We start from the raw sequence: 15,344 nt of genomic DNA on the forward strand, positions 1-15,344 counted from the left end.
TACTGCATATAAAATGCTTGCACTTACCACAAATAGTAATGATAATGATTTTCATTAAGTAAATAACCAAATTTATAAATATGAGTGCGCAACACGAGCAAATAAAGGCAGCTATGTACGCTTGGCAGCAAGAGATCATGGCAGGCAACTTGGCTTTTGAACATGGCCGTTTCCAAACCGCAAACCAACGCTATGAGTCCAGTTTAGCGTGGTTATTGCAGGCTCAAACAGAGATTTTTGGCGACAACAATCCGCCAGTGGCTTGGATAGCTGACCAATATATTCCAGCGCTCGTTGTATCCTATTTAAATATCGTGGATTGCACTATTGCACAGCACGACGCTGAGAGTGCATGTGAGAGCTTGATAGAGGCACATCTGCAACTTCATGGCTGTGCATTTGCTCTTGCTGCCAAGCAAACACAACCTGAAAATTACTGCTTATGTGAGCACATTTCACAACTTAAACAACAAACCTATTCATTTGCCAAGCGTTACGCTCATCGCCCAGAACTTATCGCCAAACTCAATCATGCGATGCAAGTCGAACCTCTGGCTGACCAATTAATTCATTAATAACCTCGATGCTTTACAGCAATCGCTGTTGGCATACAAGGTTACACACAAGGAGCACAGCTATGGCATTTGCACTACCGCAATTAAACTACAGTTACGACGCACTAGAGCCGCATATAGACGCGAAAACCATGGAGATCCATTACACCTTACACCATCAAACCTACGTCAATAAGGCGAACGAAGCCTTGGCTAACACTCAGTATAAAGACGCCTCCGCCGAGTGGTTGTTAGCCAACATCAACACTCTGCCAGCGGCATTACAAGGCGCGGTGCGCGACCATGTCGGTGGTCATCATAACCATAGTTTGTTCTGGACTGTGATGTCAGCTCAAGGTGGGCACTTAACATCTGGGCCGCTTGCCGATGCCTTACAAACTACTTTTGGTTCCTTCGATGCGTTTCAAGCCTTGTTTGTTAAAGCCGCCCTGACTCGCTTTGGCAGCGGTTGGGCTTGGCTAGTGGTCGACAGCCAAGGTAAGCTAAGTGTGACCAGCTCAGCTAACCAAGACAGCCCTCTGATGCAAAACCTAACGCCAATCCTTGGCTTAGATGTGTGGGAGCACGCTTACTACTTGCAATATCAAAACCGCCGTCCTGAATATATCAATGCCTTTTTCAATGTCATTGCTTGGCAGGAGGTTGAACGCCGCTACTTAGCCGCACGGTAAACCGCAACTAAATAGTCAAAAGCTGCGCCAACTTTGCTTGGCGTAAAACGTCCAATATGTCGCTGTAGCGTTTTTTACAGCGTCTCAGCAGTCACTCGCCGCGCTGTTGTCTGCATTGGCGATTGCTGCGCTCGAACTTGAATGCGTGTTGCAAGCACAGTCGCAATTAGGATATTTACAGCCATTGCAATAAAGCGTCCGTATTCCAGTATCACAGGTGTGATTACGGCCAATGTGGTTTCTGTTCCAGCAAAGGCTAAATACACCAGTACTTCTAAGATGACACGCGAAACTTCAACTAACGAAAAGGCCACGGCGTAAGTCACCCAAACTTGATGCGCCAATAGGTTCTTTTTCATCGCACAGATCACCGCGCGTGCAAAACAACCACAAATTAAAAAAGCGAGTAACACCAAAGCCACATAAGGTGCACCAAATTTATCGGCAGAAACCACGTGATATAACCAAACCCCCGCCAGCGCCATAGTACATCCAGATAGCGCGGCCACCCTGCCCATAAATTTATGTGCATAGCTGTATTTGGTTCTTAAGCGCCGAGAAAATTGCAGCGGAATGGTTAAGAAGAAAATAATACCAGCCCCACCATGCAGTAATATTGCTGCCGGCTTGGCAAAATAAGTGGGGTTAATAGCTGTATTTGCTGCGCTGGTTTCAAATAGTACCGCATACAAAATTGTAGCGCCTGGCACAGCGGGAATAGCAAGTAACAAGAATAACAGGCAGATGACTTTCCACTGTTCTTTTCCTGACGAAGTGAGATGCACTTTATGGTTATAAAGGTTCATGATATTGTCCTTGATGCGTTTTGGCTTTAACTGCGGCTATGATGGCAAAGCTGTGCAAGGATGTCGTTCGCGCCTATTGATTAGAACCAATATTTGCCCGTGAATGATTAGGGCAGATTGCGTTAAAAGAGCTAAACTGATAAAAATAAAAGAGAAAATGGGACATTAAGTTTGAATTTTACTGCCTTAGAATTTGCCTTAAATATCGCCACTATCAGTATTTTGCTCTTTAGCGGAACTTTACTTATTCAACGAACCCAGCAAAATCAGAGCTATTTCCCGCTTGCACTCTGCCTATTTTCGATAGCTGTTGTAGTCAGCCAACCCACCATTAAAGAGTTGCTCCCAGCAATCCAGATCACCTTATTATTTTTATCTTTGCCAGCCCTTTTACTTATCGCACCGAGTTTTTGGCTCTATGTAAAAGGCCTTACGCAACAAACACCATGGCAATTCAATCGTGCTGAACGGCGTCATTTTATCCCCGCTTTAGCAGGGTTAGTGGTGGCAATAACGGCCAATTTTATCCCCAAAGACATCCAAATCAGTTTACTTACCACCGGCGATGAGCGCATTTTGCAAGACGTCTCGGCTTGGCTTAAATATCTCACTTACACTTTACTTATCGCGACATTTGGCTTAGTGCTGGGCTGGGTGGCGCAATCGGCCTACTATCTTTATAAAATGACCCGTCGGCTGCTGCGTTACCGAGCACAGCTCGAACACATTTTTGCCAGTACCGAGCAAAAAGAGCTACGTTGGCTTAACTTGTTGCTGCTCTTGATAGCGCTAGTTTGGGGTGGTGCTGCGTTAAATTTGGTATTGGACAACTTATTCTGGACAAGTCAATTTTACGGGCCTTATTCAAGTACCGCATTGCTTGCTATGGTAGCGTTTGTAGCGAATTGGGGATTACGGCAAAAGCCCGGTTTCGAAGATATCTACGATGCAACTGATGCACTCCCCGCTACAGATAACTTGGCACCACAAACGACGATAAAGTACCAACGTTCGGCACTTACCGCAGATTTAGCCACTCGCATTGCCCTGAAAATTACCGACGCCATGACAGTAGATAAACTCTATTTAGACTCCGCCTTGTCATTGCCTAAACTTGCGCAACATATCAAAGTGTCGCCCAATTATATTTCGCAAACCATCAACGAAACCCTCACCAGTAATTTTTTTGACTTAGTCAATCAACATCGCATTGAGGCAGCAAAAACGCTATTAACCAGCGGCGATAGCACAGTATTAGAAATTGCCATGCAAGTTGGCTATAACTCAAAATCCGCCTTTTATAGCGCGTTCAAAAAGCACACCGGTGTCACGCCAAGTGAGTTTAAAAAGGCACATGATTTGCCCTAGTTTAGCCTGATAGATGCATCCTACCCAGAATCCGCATGGACCTTGGCAGGACTATATATAACCTAAGCTTTTTTGCCACTAGACAGGAGTAAACTCAATAACTCAGTTAAGCCTTTGGTAACGTGCAAATCGCAGTATTTTTCCAAGTGGTGACACTATGAACGAATAACCTCTTCTAACGACGCTGATTTCTTTTTGCGTTCGAAATACATATGAGCCCGATACCTTAAATTTTTCCAAAAGGTACTGCCGTGAGAATGTTTCCCTGCATTTATGGCTGAAATGTCACTTTGAAAGCTTCTATCTTCGGCAACTGGATAAGGTTGTATACCCATTAACTGTAGCTGGAGCTCACTGTGAAATTGCATATCGACATCAACAGGCCGAAAGAATGGTTTACGCGCTAGTAATTTTTTCGCCCCACATAGACTAACCGCGTACCCTTGGCAGCCATTAGGCACTTTCAAATAATTCCCTAGTGTCAACTTATTGCTAAGTGTTTTAGTATCTATAAATGGATTCGCTCTATCGTCAGAAAGCTTTATCAAATCCCAATGTTGTAACCTAGCTAATTGCTCAAGCACCTCGTTTAAATGAGGCTCAATGGTTAAATCATCTTCGAGCACGATGCAAAAAGGTATTTGCTCATCGACTACCTTTTGCCAAATACGATAATGACTAATATAACAGCCGATTTCCCCTAGTGTTTGAGGACGGTGATGATGCTTGGCGTTGCGCGCTCTATCGTACCACTGCTCTAACTCTTGCTCCGTGAGCAGCTTGCCAACTGTCGCAGGAAAACGTTGCCCCTCAAGACCAATTTCTTGCAATCGAGCTTGGGTTGTCGCCCAACGCTCAATACTTGACTCCATGTTAATCACAAAAATTGGGCAGATCATTGGTATTATTTCCTATACTTGCGTTGTGCTTGAAGCACTGGATACACTAAATTGGTGGAGTGCACTCTACCAGCATATTCTTAAATGTGAAAACGGCTCTCACGCTGAATTAAGGTCGGCCCCCTACGGCAAAGAGGGCAGCAACCGCATGGCGCTCTTTAAATTCACACAATGCTTGATACCAGCCATTCCGCCTGCAAAATAACAAATGAGTCCCTATATGTTCAACAAGTAACAGCAAAAAAGGGACTCGAAAGTCCCTTTTTACTCAACTCTAGCAATAGTATGATTAGTCTCTAAAGTTACTCGGTGCGGCAGGTACAGTAAGCGCCTTTTTCGGGTTGGCTTTTACCTCTTTCAGCAACTCTTTTACGGCACGTTCAATGGAAGGATCTTTGCCTGCATAAATGAGCTCTGGGCGGTCAATCACTTCAATATCTGGTGTCACCCCTTCGTTTTCGATGATCCAGTTGCCGTCATTATCCAGAATACGGAAAGTTGCAGCTATCACTTGTCCGCCATCCACCAGCGATGGATTACCAGAAATACCTATTAAGCCACCCCAAGTGCGCGTACCAATCAGCTTACCTAGCCCTGCTTGGCGGAAGTAGTAAGGCAATGCGTCCCCACCTGAGCTTGAGTAACCGTTGATCAGCATAGCTTTTGGACCATCGTGCGCAAATGCTGGCGTCTTTGTTGGCTCAACACCACGACGCTTCCAATAATTCAATGGCTTGCGCGCCAACCACGAGATTAAATGCTCAGGAATAAAACCGCCACCATTGTATCTATCATCAATGATCATCGCATCTTTGTTCGTTTGTGGCATAAAGTTCTTAAATAGTGCGCGGTTACCCTCATAATGGGTATTCGGTAAATGTACATAGCCAATTTTGCCATTCGATAGCTCATGCACGTACTGCGCGCGGCTATTCACCCAATCGAGATAACGTAAACCTTGTTCACTCGCCACTGGTTTCACGGTGACTTGCCAGGCGCCGTCTAAGCTTGGCTTATCTGACAACAGCAGTTCAACCGACTCGCCTTGGGTATTTTCGAGCAGCTCATAAAAGTTACTGACTTGATTAACCGCTTGGCCATTCACCGACACAATGTAGTTACCTACTGCTGCATTGATACCAGTTTGCCCAAGTGGCGAGCGGAAGTCTTCGTGCCAATCTTCACCTTGGTAAATCTTACTGATTTGCACAAAACCTGAGCTGTGGCTTTGAATTTCCGCGCCCAGCAAACCATGCTTTTTACGCTCAGCTTTTGGCGCATCACCGGATTGCACATAAATGTGGCCAGCGTTAATTTCACCAGCGATTTCACTCAGCACATAATCTAAATCGGTGCGATGTGCTACGGCATCCGCCATAGGTTGGTAACGCGCACGAATGGCATCCCAGTCCTGACCATGATGGTTTTCGTCGTAGAACCAATCGCGTAATGTCCGCCAACCTTCAACGTATATTTGCTGCCATTCGGTTTTTGGGTCAATTTTTAAAGTCATCTTCGATAAGTCTAGCGCATTGGCCTTCACATCCTGCTTGGCTTGGGGCTTTATCACCCCAAGCGTTTTACCGGAGCGCGCAAGAATGTGTTTGCCGTTACTGGATACCTTGTATTGGCTGATCCCTTCAGCCACGGTTTCAACTTTGCCAGTTGGCTTATTCGAGATGAGTTTTAACGCCCCTTCAGATAACGTCAGCACCCCTTCGTCGACTGCGCTAAGCGCGCGATAATTTCCAGCAGGTGCATTAGTTGCAACCACACGCTGCATAAAATCGCTGATCTCAAACTGATTGTTCGGCGCCTTTTTGTCATCGGCTTTTTTATCTTCCGCCTTTTTATCTTCAATGATGCCCGCTTCATCCGAACTTAATGCATTGATTGGCTTAACTTGTTTGTTCACCGCTGCGGCGTAAATGCGCGTGGCGTTATTGAACATATAGTCAAACTCATAAGCGCTAAATGTAAGGTTAAAATCACGCTCAGAGCTGAAATAGAGATACTCACCATTTGGAGAGAATGTCGGGTTGTTTTCTGAGGTCATGTCGTCAGTTAAACGTGTGACTTGCTTTGACTCAATATTGTAGTGAAACAGCGATGAATAGCGGTTTTCGTTGTTCTTCACGTAAATTATATCAGTCGAATTGGGCGACCAAGTATATTGCGTTAAACCACTTTCATCATACTTTGCCACATCAATTTTGGTTTGCTTGCCAGAAGCGACATCCAACAGCCACAAGGTATGGTTTTTATCTGCAAACAGTAACTTACTGTTGTCCGGTGACCATTTCGGGGTAAAACGCCAAATCGTGCCATTGCTGGTTAATTGCTTAACTTGGTTTTGGTTGGCGCGGTCTTTTAAGTAAATTTCGTACTCGCCGGTAGCATCGCTCATATAGGCAATATAGCGACCGTTTGGTGACCAACTGGCTTCTATTTCACGTGCTTTTGGAGTGTAACTGAGGTTACGCGTCGGGCCTTGGCTTACTGGCACAGTGAAAAGCTCCCCACGTGCCGTAAACACAGCTCGTTTACCGTCATGGGAAATATCCATTGAATCGATAAAATCGCTTACATTTTTGCTGTACGCTAAGGTGTGCTCGCGTACGCCCTCAATATTAATGGTCAACTTTTCGCTGGTTTTGCTTTTGTCGTCAAAACGATAGAGATAACCGCCATTTTCATAGACGATAGCGTCAGGTCCTGCTGAAGGCCACAACACATCAAACTCAGTATGTGAGGTCATCTTGAGTGGCTTTTTCCCCTCGCGATATTGATACAAATTCAGGGTGTATTCTCTATCCGACACAAAATAAATGCTGTCGTTGACCCAATTCGGTTGCTGATCTGTAGCTCGGTCAGTAGTAAGCTGCTTAGAGGTGTTTTTTTCTAAATCGTACACCCACACATCTTGGGCGCGGCCACCGCGAGAGCGTTTCCAAGTTCTAAATTCTCTATCAATGGGAGTGTAAACATACTGCTTACCATCCGGTGATAGCATCCCACCACCGGTTTCAGGGATTGCCATGGGCTGCTCCAGACCACCGTCGGCAGGCACCATATACGGGCGCCCCATACGTTCACCATAGGGCGTACGATTAGCTCGAAACACAATATGTTTACCATCTGGCGTCCAATCCATCACTCGGTAGTCATAGCCACCGCGTGGTGGCATCGGGCCAACATCGTTGTAATAGGTGAGTTGTTTTAAACCCGAGCCATCACGGTTAATCACATAAATTTGCCGACTACCATTGTACTCAGCAGCAAAGGCGATGCGGTTACCGTCAGGCGAAAATTTAGGAAAGGTCTCAAAACCTTCATGATGGGTTAAACGCTCACTCTTACCGGTCTTGGTATTCGCCACGTAAATATCACCGGCATAGACAAAAGTCACATAGTCTTTATGGATATCGGGAAAACGTAAAATGCGAGTGTCCTGCGTTTGAAACGCCGAAGCCAGCGGAGCTGCAATTGCTGCCACGGCCAAAACAAGATGTTTTATTTTCATTGTGCGCTCATGTCGTGCTTTAAATTTGATGATACATAATAACATCTGCCCCTGATTTAAAAGCTTTTTGAGACAAGAAGTTGTGACAAAATGTTACGGCAGTTACCTCAGCTGCTTGAGTTGGGCATAGACCTTCTTAAGGTGCTTTCATGTCTTACCACACATTGAAAACGCCCTCGTTAAAACCTAATATAGGAACGCACTTTAATTCAATAGCAGCAGTAAAAACGATGCGTATATGGACTTATGAACGACCTTTTAACTATAAAGGCGAGGAGTATAAAGTAAAATTCAGTTATTCCTTGCACGGCTACACCTCTCAACTATTTTGCAACGGAAACTTGCTTGATGAATATCAACAGTCGTTGAAAAACCAACTTAAAATTATTGAACATACCTTTCAACCTGCTAATCAGACTGAGCCCGTCACCGTCTCGGTGGGTTACTACAGTTGGTGGAATGTCGGTATAGAGGTGACAGAAAACAACCAGCTTATTTACGCCAGTCACCCACAAGAAGACATACGTTTCGCGGTTAATCGCTTGCAAAAACTCTTGCCTGATGCCCTCAGCGAGAAAGCTCAGCAAAAGCAGCAGCAACAAAGCCAACAGTGGCAAAAAAACAAGTACTCATTGTTTGCTGACATCTTACTTGGCATCGCATTTTTTATTGTCGCAAAAGTAACGGGCGATCTCACCATAGCCGCATTAAGTGGCGTGGTGTTAGGTTTAGCGCTTGTAGTACTGCAGCGGTTTGTAAAAGTCGACTTGCTCGGTGGCTTGGCCGTGTTTGGCACTATCATGCTACTGATATCCGGTATATTTTCTCTACTTTTCCAAAGTGAATACTTAGTGCAATTGAAAGGCACAATTTTGGGCATAATCAGCGCTTCAATATTTTTAAGTGACGGTATATTCAGACAAGGCCGTTATTTCGGGCCTCGCTTTACTCGCTACCTCAGTGCCCCCGTTGCGCATCAATATTTTGTCATCGGTATGGGGCTGATTGGCGTGTGGATGGCAGGCGCAAATTACCTTGCTGCGACCTACCTAAGCGAAGACGCTTGGCTCACTTATGATACCTTTTTTGATATGCCAATCTCTTTGCTCTTGTTTTTTATCTTACTCTGGAAAGCCGGAAAGAAAGTTACCGATAGCCCCAATGAACTCTCTGATAACGTCAGCAGATAAGTCTTTGTCTTAGTTTAAGTAGCAGAGCGCCACTACGCAGTATCTCAGCGTAGTGGCACAATCAATATGCCCATCAGTAAATTACACCTGTTTTTTTACCCTTGTTTTGCCACATCTTTACCCACCACTTAATACTCTACAATGTAGATAAATATATTTGCACAATTATGCGACTTGAATTACATTGAATTTAATTACTCTACAATGTAGGTTAAATATGACAGAGAAAGAGAAGTATCTTGGCGAGTTTGAGCAAATGATCTTGCTGGCGATTTTACGCCTAAAGCACGAAGCCTATGGCGCTACTATTCGTCAATTGCTGGCAGAATCCATCCGTCGAGATGTCACCATTGGCGCACTTTACACCACGCTTGAACGGCTAGAAAAAAAAGGTTTGTTGGCAAGCGCCTTAGGGGAAGCCACTGCTGAGCGCGGTGGTCGTGCCAAGAAATATTTTACCGTTACCGCAGACGGTATGCGCTCATTGCAACGCTCTAAAGAAGCCTTAACCCAGCTTTGGCAAGGGCTTTCTATTGCGGCACAAGGAGAATGCCTTGGCTAGATTTACACCGCCGCCGCCACTGCTGGAACGCTTTTTACGTTGGTCATTACCACCAGAGTTAAAAGAACTCGTGCTTGGTGACCTCGCAGAGGAATACCAAACCCGACATCACAACAATAGTGCGAGTGCTAAGCAATGGTATATCCAGCAAGCCCTTCGTACAGTTAATCACTATATTTGGCATACTAAACGAGGAATGCTCATGTTTATTTTAAGCTTATTAGTTTTTGCTGCGGTGTCTGCAATGGCATTCTTGTTCGGCTCCGATGGCGATTTACTTACCTTTATTGATGGTCCATCACTCCTGTTGATATTTCCACCAGCGCTGGCTTTTGCTATCGGCGCCACCTCTATTCAAGATATGAAAAATGCCTTCGCGGTGGTGTTTAACGATGAACTTAAACTCTCTAGCGTAGAGCTAAAAACCGCGCAGCAGTTTTATCGTGTTATGGGCAACAGTTCGTTATTGATGGCGCTATTTACCACCTTTATCGGCGCAGTGGCGATTTCAGTGAATCTTGAAAACTTCGCCACTGAATTTGGTCCAGCATTCGGCGTGTGCATTTTAGTGTTGATGTATAGCTTTGGCTTGAAAACACTGTGTTATGTCGCTGAGCAAAAAATTCAATACCGGATTAATTTGATAAGCGAAATAGTATAAAGATATAAAGCAGGTTTACCAATCTATGTTGCTCAACCCTTATTCGTAAGAGTTGAAACTCTGACTTATAGCTTAAGCCGGGCATTGATAAAAAAACCAAGCTGAATTAATGATAAACGGGCTTAAATCAAGCCCGCTCACATCATATGGCAAAGAAACCGAGTTAACTTCAAATTGCAACTTTACTTTTAACTAGCTAAAAAATACTAAAAACCCTAAAAAACAAAACCTATTCCAAATTATAGTTTAAATTACTTTCACATAAGCGATGTACTATATCAACCTGCTGCTCATTCGAAGTAACAAACTTAGCCTCACCTATACCTTTTATCATCAATATGATAGCTTCTCTGTAGTCGGCCAAAGCTTTGTCTACGGAATTGCCAAAAACATATGCGTCTTCTAGCTCCTGATGAGAGTCCAACCAGATAGCTAGATCAAAAGTTATATTTTTGAAATAGTGGGATATTAAACAGTAGGATAGAAGCTGCGCCTTTTTTTCACCATCTTCCACATTATCAATCCCTGCCAGATAATCGTCAATATGACTTGTTTCATGAAAAACAGACTGCATATGTGAAATAAGACTGACATCAAGAGTAGAAAAATAGCCTTTGGGGATTAAAAAGAAAAACTCCCGCCCATCCGCCTTAGCAATATAACTAAAGCGTTCTTCATCAATTAAAATAACATTTACGTTAAACGAATTTTTAAACCACGCCTTATCATTTGTTTTGGCCAATCCAGAAAACTCTTTCTCAGACAATAAGCCTGCAACCCCATGTATTTTAAAAGTTACACCATCTAACGAAAAGGAAATAAACTCATCTGACAGAAAATCGGATGGATAGATACGATGAACTCTCTCTCTTTTGCCCAGATTTACTGCGCTAACGGTGTAAATTCCAAAGATATTCTGGTGCACCGCATAAATACTCTCAACTTGCTGTGACCCTCGATAAAATGAGCTACATGCAGTCAGTGCAGTAACGCTTAATAAAATACAAAAAATAAGATAAAACCGCATAGCATCCAAATTAAAAAAGGTGATCTCAAATCAACCACCTTACCTTCCTTGAAAAATTAAATCACGAGCATCTAAAACTCAATTAAAAACCCGCGACTCAATTATTTTTTAAACAAAATTTTCAGTTACAATTCAAATTGAAATAGACAAAACCATAACCAACCCAATTATATCACTCTTCTTGGCACATGGAATCCATTTCACCATTGTGACAAATATAATTCTGGGTTGCTGCAGCCACCATTTTCCCATTCTCATAATACTTCACGGTCAAACTTGCGTGCCCTTTATATGAGGTCAATGTACCAACATTGACCTTGACTGAACTTATCTCTCCATTTGCGTTTAATGAGTCCGTAAACCAGTTCTTAACTTCGTCCGGTGAGTTAAAATACACATTATTACCAACCCGCTTAGTTTGGAAACTTCGCGAATTAAATACCCTGCCAGCACTGTTGTACAAATCAACAGCTGCTAACTGCATTTCCGTGTAGGAGTTAACATTGTCAATTTGTAAATAGAAATCATCGGGGTTAAATTGACTTGCTATAGAGGGGCTTAACCAACCAAAAGGGGCAAGCCTATTTGTGTCAATAGTTATGGAAACCTCCGTACTTTTTGTCTTGACACCTATAGTCGATTGGCAGGCGGTTACTAAAGTTACAATTGATAAAGCTAAAGCTATTTTACTATATTTAAGCATATTCATTCCTTTGAGATTAAGTTGTTCAACTAAGCTTGAACAACTTAACAATAGCCAAATTAAATAAAAGTGCAAAATAAATTAAAAGAACTCAACCAACAGATATAAAAAACACCCAAAGAAAAAAATAAATATCCACAAAAACTAAACAACTTAATAAAGGAAAAATTCAACATAATGATATTACTTCGCTTTTATCAAGTTCTTTGTTTTTATAATTAGTTTTTTAGCATATATTACTTTTAGCAAAGTTTAACCCGCTATCAGTTTGGTAAGGGCGTTAAAACCCATGCTCCACACTAAAACTTACCCGTTCTTTACTCGTTGGGTGTGCAAAGCTTAAGCTTTGGGCATGTAAATGTAGCCTTGGCGCAGCTGCCAAGCACGCAGCGTCACCATAAAAATCATCGCCTAAGATAGGGTGACCAAGCGCCAACATATGCACCCTAAGTTGATGAGTACGACCAGTCACAGGTTTTAGCTCTACTAGCGTTGAATTAGCACGACGTTCAAGCACTCGGTAATAAGTCACCGCAGATTTACCTTGCTCATAACACACTTTTTGTTTCGGTACGTTGTCCGAGTCCTTTGCCAAAGGTAAATCAATACACCCTTCTTGCTGCGCTAAATGCCCTTGCACTTCGGCAACATACACTTTACTGGTGGTGCGGTTTTGGAATTGTACTTTAAGGTCAATCTCAACTTTTTTGCTTTTGGCATACACCATCACACCCGAGGTTGAACAATCCAAACGGTGCACTAAGTAAATACTGCCAAGCTGCTTCTCTAAACGTGTTAGTGCGCAATCAAAGGTGACTTCTGCGCGTCCAGGGTTTGATAGCAAACCAGAAGGTTTGTTAATAATCACAAAATCATCGTCTTGATAACGGATATCAAGCCATGGGTCGCTTGGCGGGTTGTATTCAAATATTTGCATCTGGAGTAGTACTGAAAGCTATTTGTGGCAAAGTATACCTGACTGCTTTGGGGTCACAAACCTTTGCCTGTCAATCCGACTGTGCAGACCTATGAATAAAGGCTTTGTGCGCCACTGTTCCCGACAAAAGCCATTCACACAATCCGTGGCATTGCAGCTAGACGGTAGCTAAGCAAATGTGAGCTTCACTGTCGCAACTTCAGTACTAAAAATATAAACGGTTAGCCGAGATTTTTGAGCTGCTGCACAAATATCAACATCCCCACACCATCGAGTAAATCAAATTGCATAAAGGCCATTAGTGCATGAATAAAAACCAAATTACGCTGGTAAGGCAGCTGGTTATGATGTAACTGCTCAGCAAAATTAAGCGCTTGGCTGCGACCTTGGAGATGATAGATATTTAAAATCTCAACTGCATACTCTTCTGCAGTAACTGTCCGTGGTTTTGGTGTGTAGCCCAACTTTTCAATGGTAGCCTCAGCCATTTTCCACACTGACCAAGGATTTTGTCCTGTAATTAAATTATCATCGATAACCACATTGTTTAAATACATAGGCCCCTCGTAAAACTGCGCTCCTTCAGCCACTAACCTATCTTGTAGCAGTTGACCAAAAATCTCTCGGGCATCGGGGATCAATAATAACTCTTCTGGATTAGTAAACGCGGTGAGTTTTTTATTCGTCACAATAAAATCACCTTGGCTATTTTTCGCACCCAATAAGGCCGCAGGGCCGTGGCAAACCGCTGCGATGGCTTTATTGTCGTTGTAGAAGTGCTCAACTAATTGAGTGATTTCGGGGTTAGCAATAAAATCAAACATAGTGCCCTTCCCTCCCACAAAGTAAACCGCTTGATAGTCTGCCGGATTAACTTCGCTCAGCTTCAAGGTGTCTGCCAGCTTCTCTGTGGCTGCGATATCATTCAAAAAGGCATAATCGTACTCTGCCATATCGTCGCCATCGAGCACTTGCGGTGGTGTCCCCCCTTGTGGACTGGCGATATCCACACTAAAACCGTTGGCCTCAAAGACATAGTAGGCACGTGCGAGTTCCGTAAGTTCATAGCCCACGGGCTTTGCAGCATTACCCAGCTTATTATGACTGGTTACGACCGCTAAGATTTTACCGCGATTATCTGGAATATCCTTGCTGAGATAAGCCAGTTCCGTTTTTTGAGTAGTCTTTAAATTGTGTTTAAGTGCTGCTGTATCAATTAAGCCATACGCCCAAAATCCTGCGCTGACCAAAACTAGCACTAAACAGACAAAGGCGATGAGTATTTTCTTTAACATTCTTGTTGCTCCGCTGAGATTTAACCCAGATTAAAGTTGAGCATGTGAAATCAATGTGAAATCGCAAGACGCAAGATCTTAGACTGAGGTTTAAAAATGAGCGCGAGCAAGGATTACACTTGTAATTCTTTTTGAATAGATCTAATGTAATTAGCACAAATTACAACCGTAATCTAAATATGAAATCACATTTTCTTCCCTTAGTGAGCACCGTACTTTTTGCAGTTGCGGCATTGCCAGTATCCGCGATTGTACTGCGCCATGATGTCGCACCAGAAAACTACTTAGCTACTTTGCAAGACTTTCCTGCTCTCGCCCAGTTTTACCTTGATGGCGCTCACGGTGCGCTAATCGCCCCCACTTGGGTTCTCACCGCAGCGCATACCACCTTTTGCACCAACCCAGGTGCAAGTATTTTGGTCGGAGGGGAAAAGGTCACAGTAAAGCGCCGCTTTATTCATCCTAATCATACTCCCAGCGTTAGCCATGATTTGGCCCTACTGGAGTTAGCCGAGCCTGTCACTCGCATTAAGCCAGCCAAGATTTATTCAGCATCTGATGAGCTGGGCCAAGTCGTCACATTTATTGGTGCTGGCGGAACGGGAACCGGGCAAGAGGGGCAAACAATTGATAACGCTGAAAACAAGGGCGTGTTACGCAAAGCCAATAATACCGTGGCAAAGGCCGAAGGGCCGCTACTACAGTTTATTTTTCGCCAAGGTGATGAAGCACTTCCACTAGAAGGCATTGGCGGTGGCGGAGACAGCGGTGGCCCTGCATTTATTAAACACGGCGATGATTACATGGTACTCGGGGTAAGTTCGCGCGGAGAAATAGGCAGCACCATTGGCAAATACGGCAATCGCGAATACTACACGCGCATTTCCTATTTCAAAGATTGGATCAATAACGTGATGTCCGGCAGCGAAGAGCAGCGTGCCGCCATCGCTCTGCCGCAACTAAAACATTTGATGCCAGGCTTAAGTGTCGCGAGCCTACCGCAACTATGCGCAGAAATAAATCTAGCTTCGAATGAGTAGGCTAACATAAGTAAAGCTAACCACAGGGCTGAGCTAGATAAACCAATACCAAGTTATTACGAACCTTGCCCCTTTCGCTTCTATTCG

Annotated in this window: 14 protein-coding genes; 7 read left to right on the plus strand and 7 right to left on the minus strand. The window is 43.7% G+C overall.

Annotation, left to right across the window (positions count from 1 at the left end; translation table 11 throughout):
- The first annotated feature begins 80 nt into the window (after positions 1–80).
- Positions 81–575 carry a hypothetical protein gene (locus ACFOEE_RS00445; protein WP_377119802.1) on the plus strand — a complete coding sequence of 165 codons (495 nt, stop codon included), beginning with the start codon at positions 81–83 and terminating at the stop codon, positions 573–575.
- Positions 576–637: 62 nt separating this feature from the next.
- Positions 638–1,246 (plus strand): superoxide dismutase, encoded by a 609-nt coding sequence (locus ACFOEE_RS00450; protein ID WP_377119804.1) that lies wholly within the window; start codon positions 638–640, stop codon positions 1,244–1,246.
- Positions 1,247–1,320: 74 nt separating this feature from the next.
- On the opposite strand, the gene ACFOEE_RS00455 is transcribed toward ACFOEE_RS00450, so the two are convergent.
- Positions 1,321–2,052: a DUF2306 domain-containing protein gene (locus ACFOEE_RS00455; protein ID WP_377119805.1), complete on the minus strand. Its 732-nt coding sequence runs from the start codon at positions 2,050–2,052 to the stop codon at positions 1,321–1,323.
- 171 nt (positions 2,053–2,223) lie between these two features.
- On the opposite strand from ACFOEE_RS00455, the gene ACFOEE_RS00460 reads away from it, so the two are divergent.
- Positions 2,224–3,420, plus strand: a complete 1,197-nt coding sequence (locus tag ACFOEE_RS00460; RefSeq protein WP_377119806.1) for a helix-turn-helix domain-containing protein — start codon at positions 2,224–2,226, stop codon at positions 3,418–3,420.
- 155 nt (positions 3,421–3,575) lie between these two features.
- Here ACFOEE_RS00460 and ACFOEE_RS00465 read toward each other — a convergent pair whose 3' ends face one another.
- Positions 3,576–4,319 carry a glycosyltransferase family 25 protein gene (locus tag ACFOEE_RS00465; RefSeq protein ID WP_377119807.1) on the minus strand — a complete coding sequence of 248 codons (744 nt, stop codon included), beginning with the start codon at positions 4,317–4,319 and terminating at the stop codon, positions 3,576–3,578.
- Between the two features lie 289 nt (positions 4,320–4,608).
- Positions 4,609–7,842, minus strand: coding sequence for a S41 family peptidase (locus ACFOEE_RS00470; protein ID WP_377119809.1), 3,234 nt, complete (start codon positions 7,840–7,842; stop codon positions 4,609–4,611).
- 230 nt (positions 7,843–8,072) lie between these two features.
- On the opposite strand from ACFOEE_RS00470, the gene ACFOEE_RS00475 reads away from it, so the two are divergent.
- The 3 genes from ACFOEE_RS00475 (at position 8,073) to ACFOEE_RS00485 (ending at position 10,255) form a co-directional block, all read left to right on the plus strand.
- On the plus strand, positions 8,073–9,032 hold the full coding sequence (locus tag ACFOEE_RS00475; protein WP_377119811.1) for a septation protein IspZ: 960 nt from the start codon (positions 8,073–8,075) through the stop codon (positions 9,030–9,032).
- 217 nt (positions 9,033–9,249) lie between these two features.
- The gene (locus ACFOEE_RS00480) at positions 9,250–9,594 is read left to right on the plus strand and encodes a PadR family transcriptional regulator (RefSeq protein WP_377119813.1); all 345 of its coding nucleotides are present in this window, start codon (positions 9,250–9,252) and stop codon (positions 9,592–9,594) included.
- On the plus strand, positions 9,587–10,255 hold the full coding sequence (locus tag ACFOEE_RS00485) for a hypothetical protein (protein ID WP_377119815.1): 669 nt from the start codon (positions 9,587–9,589) through the stop codon (positions 10,253–10,255). The genes ACFOEE_RS00480 and ACFOEE_RS00485 overlap by 8 nt, the downstream gene beginning before the upstream one ends.
- 229 nt (positions 10,256–10,484) lie before the next feature.
- Here the strand turns inward: ACFOEE_RS00485 and ACFOEE_RS00490 are convergent, their stop codons facing one another.
- The 4 genes from ACFOEE_RS00490 to ACFOEE_RS00505 all read right to left on the minus strand — a co-directional run bounded on the left by ACFOEE_RS00490 (position 10,485) and on the right by ACFOEE_RS00505 (position 14,217).
- Positions 10,485–11,282 carry a hypothetical protein gene (locus ACFOEE_RS00490; protein WP_377119817.1) on the minus strand — a complete coding sequence of 266 codons (798 nt, stop codon included), beginning with the start codon at positions 11,280–11,282 and terminating at the stop codon, positions 10,485–10,487.
- Between the two features lie 172 nt (positions 11,283–11,454).
- The gene (locus ACFOEE_RS00495) at positions 11,455–11,985 is read right to left on the minus strand and encodes a hypothetical protein (RefSeq protein WP_377119819.1); all 531 of its coding nucleotides are present in this window, start codon (positions 11,983–11,985) and stop codon (positions 11,455–11,457) included.
- A 280-nt stretch (positions 11,986–12,265) separates the two neighbouring features.
- Positions 12,266–12,922 carry an RluA family pseudouridine synthase gene (locus ACFOEE_RS00500; protein ID WP_377119821.1) on the minus strand — a complete coding sequence of 219 codons (657 nt, stop codon included), beginning with the start codon at positions 12,920–12,922 and terminating at the stop codon, positions 12,266–12,268.
- 221 nt (positions 12,923–13,143) lie between these two features.
- Entirely contained in the window at positions 13,144–14,217 is a 1,074-nt protein-coding gene (locus ACFOEE_RS00505; protein ID WP_377119823.1) for a type 1 glutamine amidotransferase domain-containing protein, read from the minus strand.
- Positions 14,218–14,396: 179 nt separating this feature from the next.
- Here ACFOEE_RS00505 and ACFOEE_RS00510 point away from each other — a divergent pair, with 179 nt between their 5' ends.
- Positions 14,397–15,257 (plus strand): S1 family peptidase, encoded by an 861-nt coding sequence (locus ACFOEE_RS00510; RefSeq protein ID WP_377119825.1) that lies wholly within the window; start codon positions 14,397–14,399, stop codon positions 15,255–15,257.
- The last annotated feature ends 87 nt before the right edge of the window (positions 15,258–15,344 follow it).

Source organism: Pseudoalteromonas fenneropenaei, assembly GCF_042643375.1.
GTDB lineage: Bacteria > Pseudomonadota > Gammaproteobacteria > Enterobacterales > Alteromonadaceae > Pseudoalteromonas > Pseudoalteromonas fenneropenaei.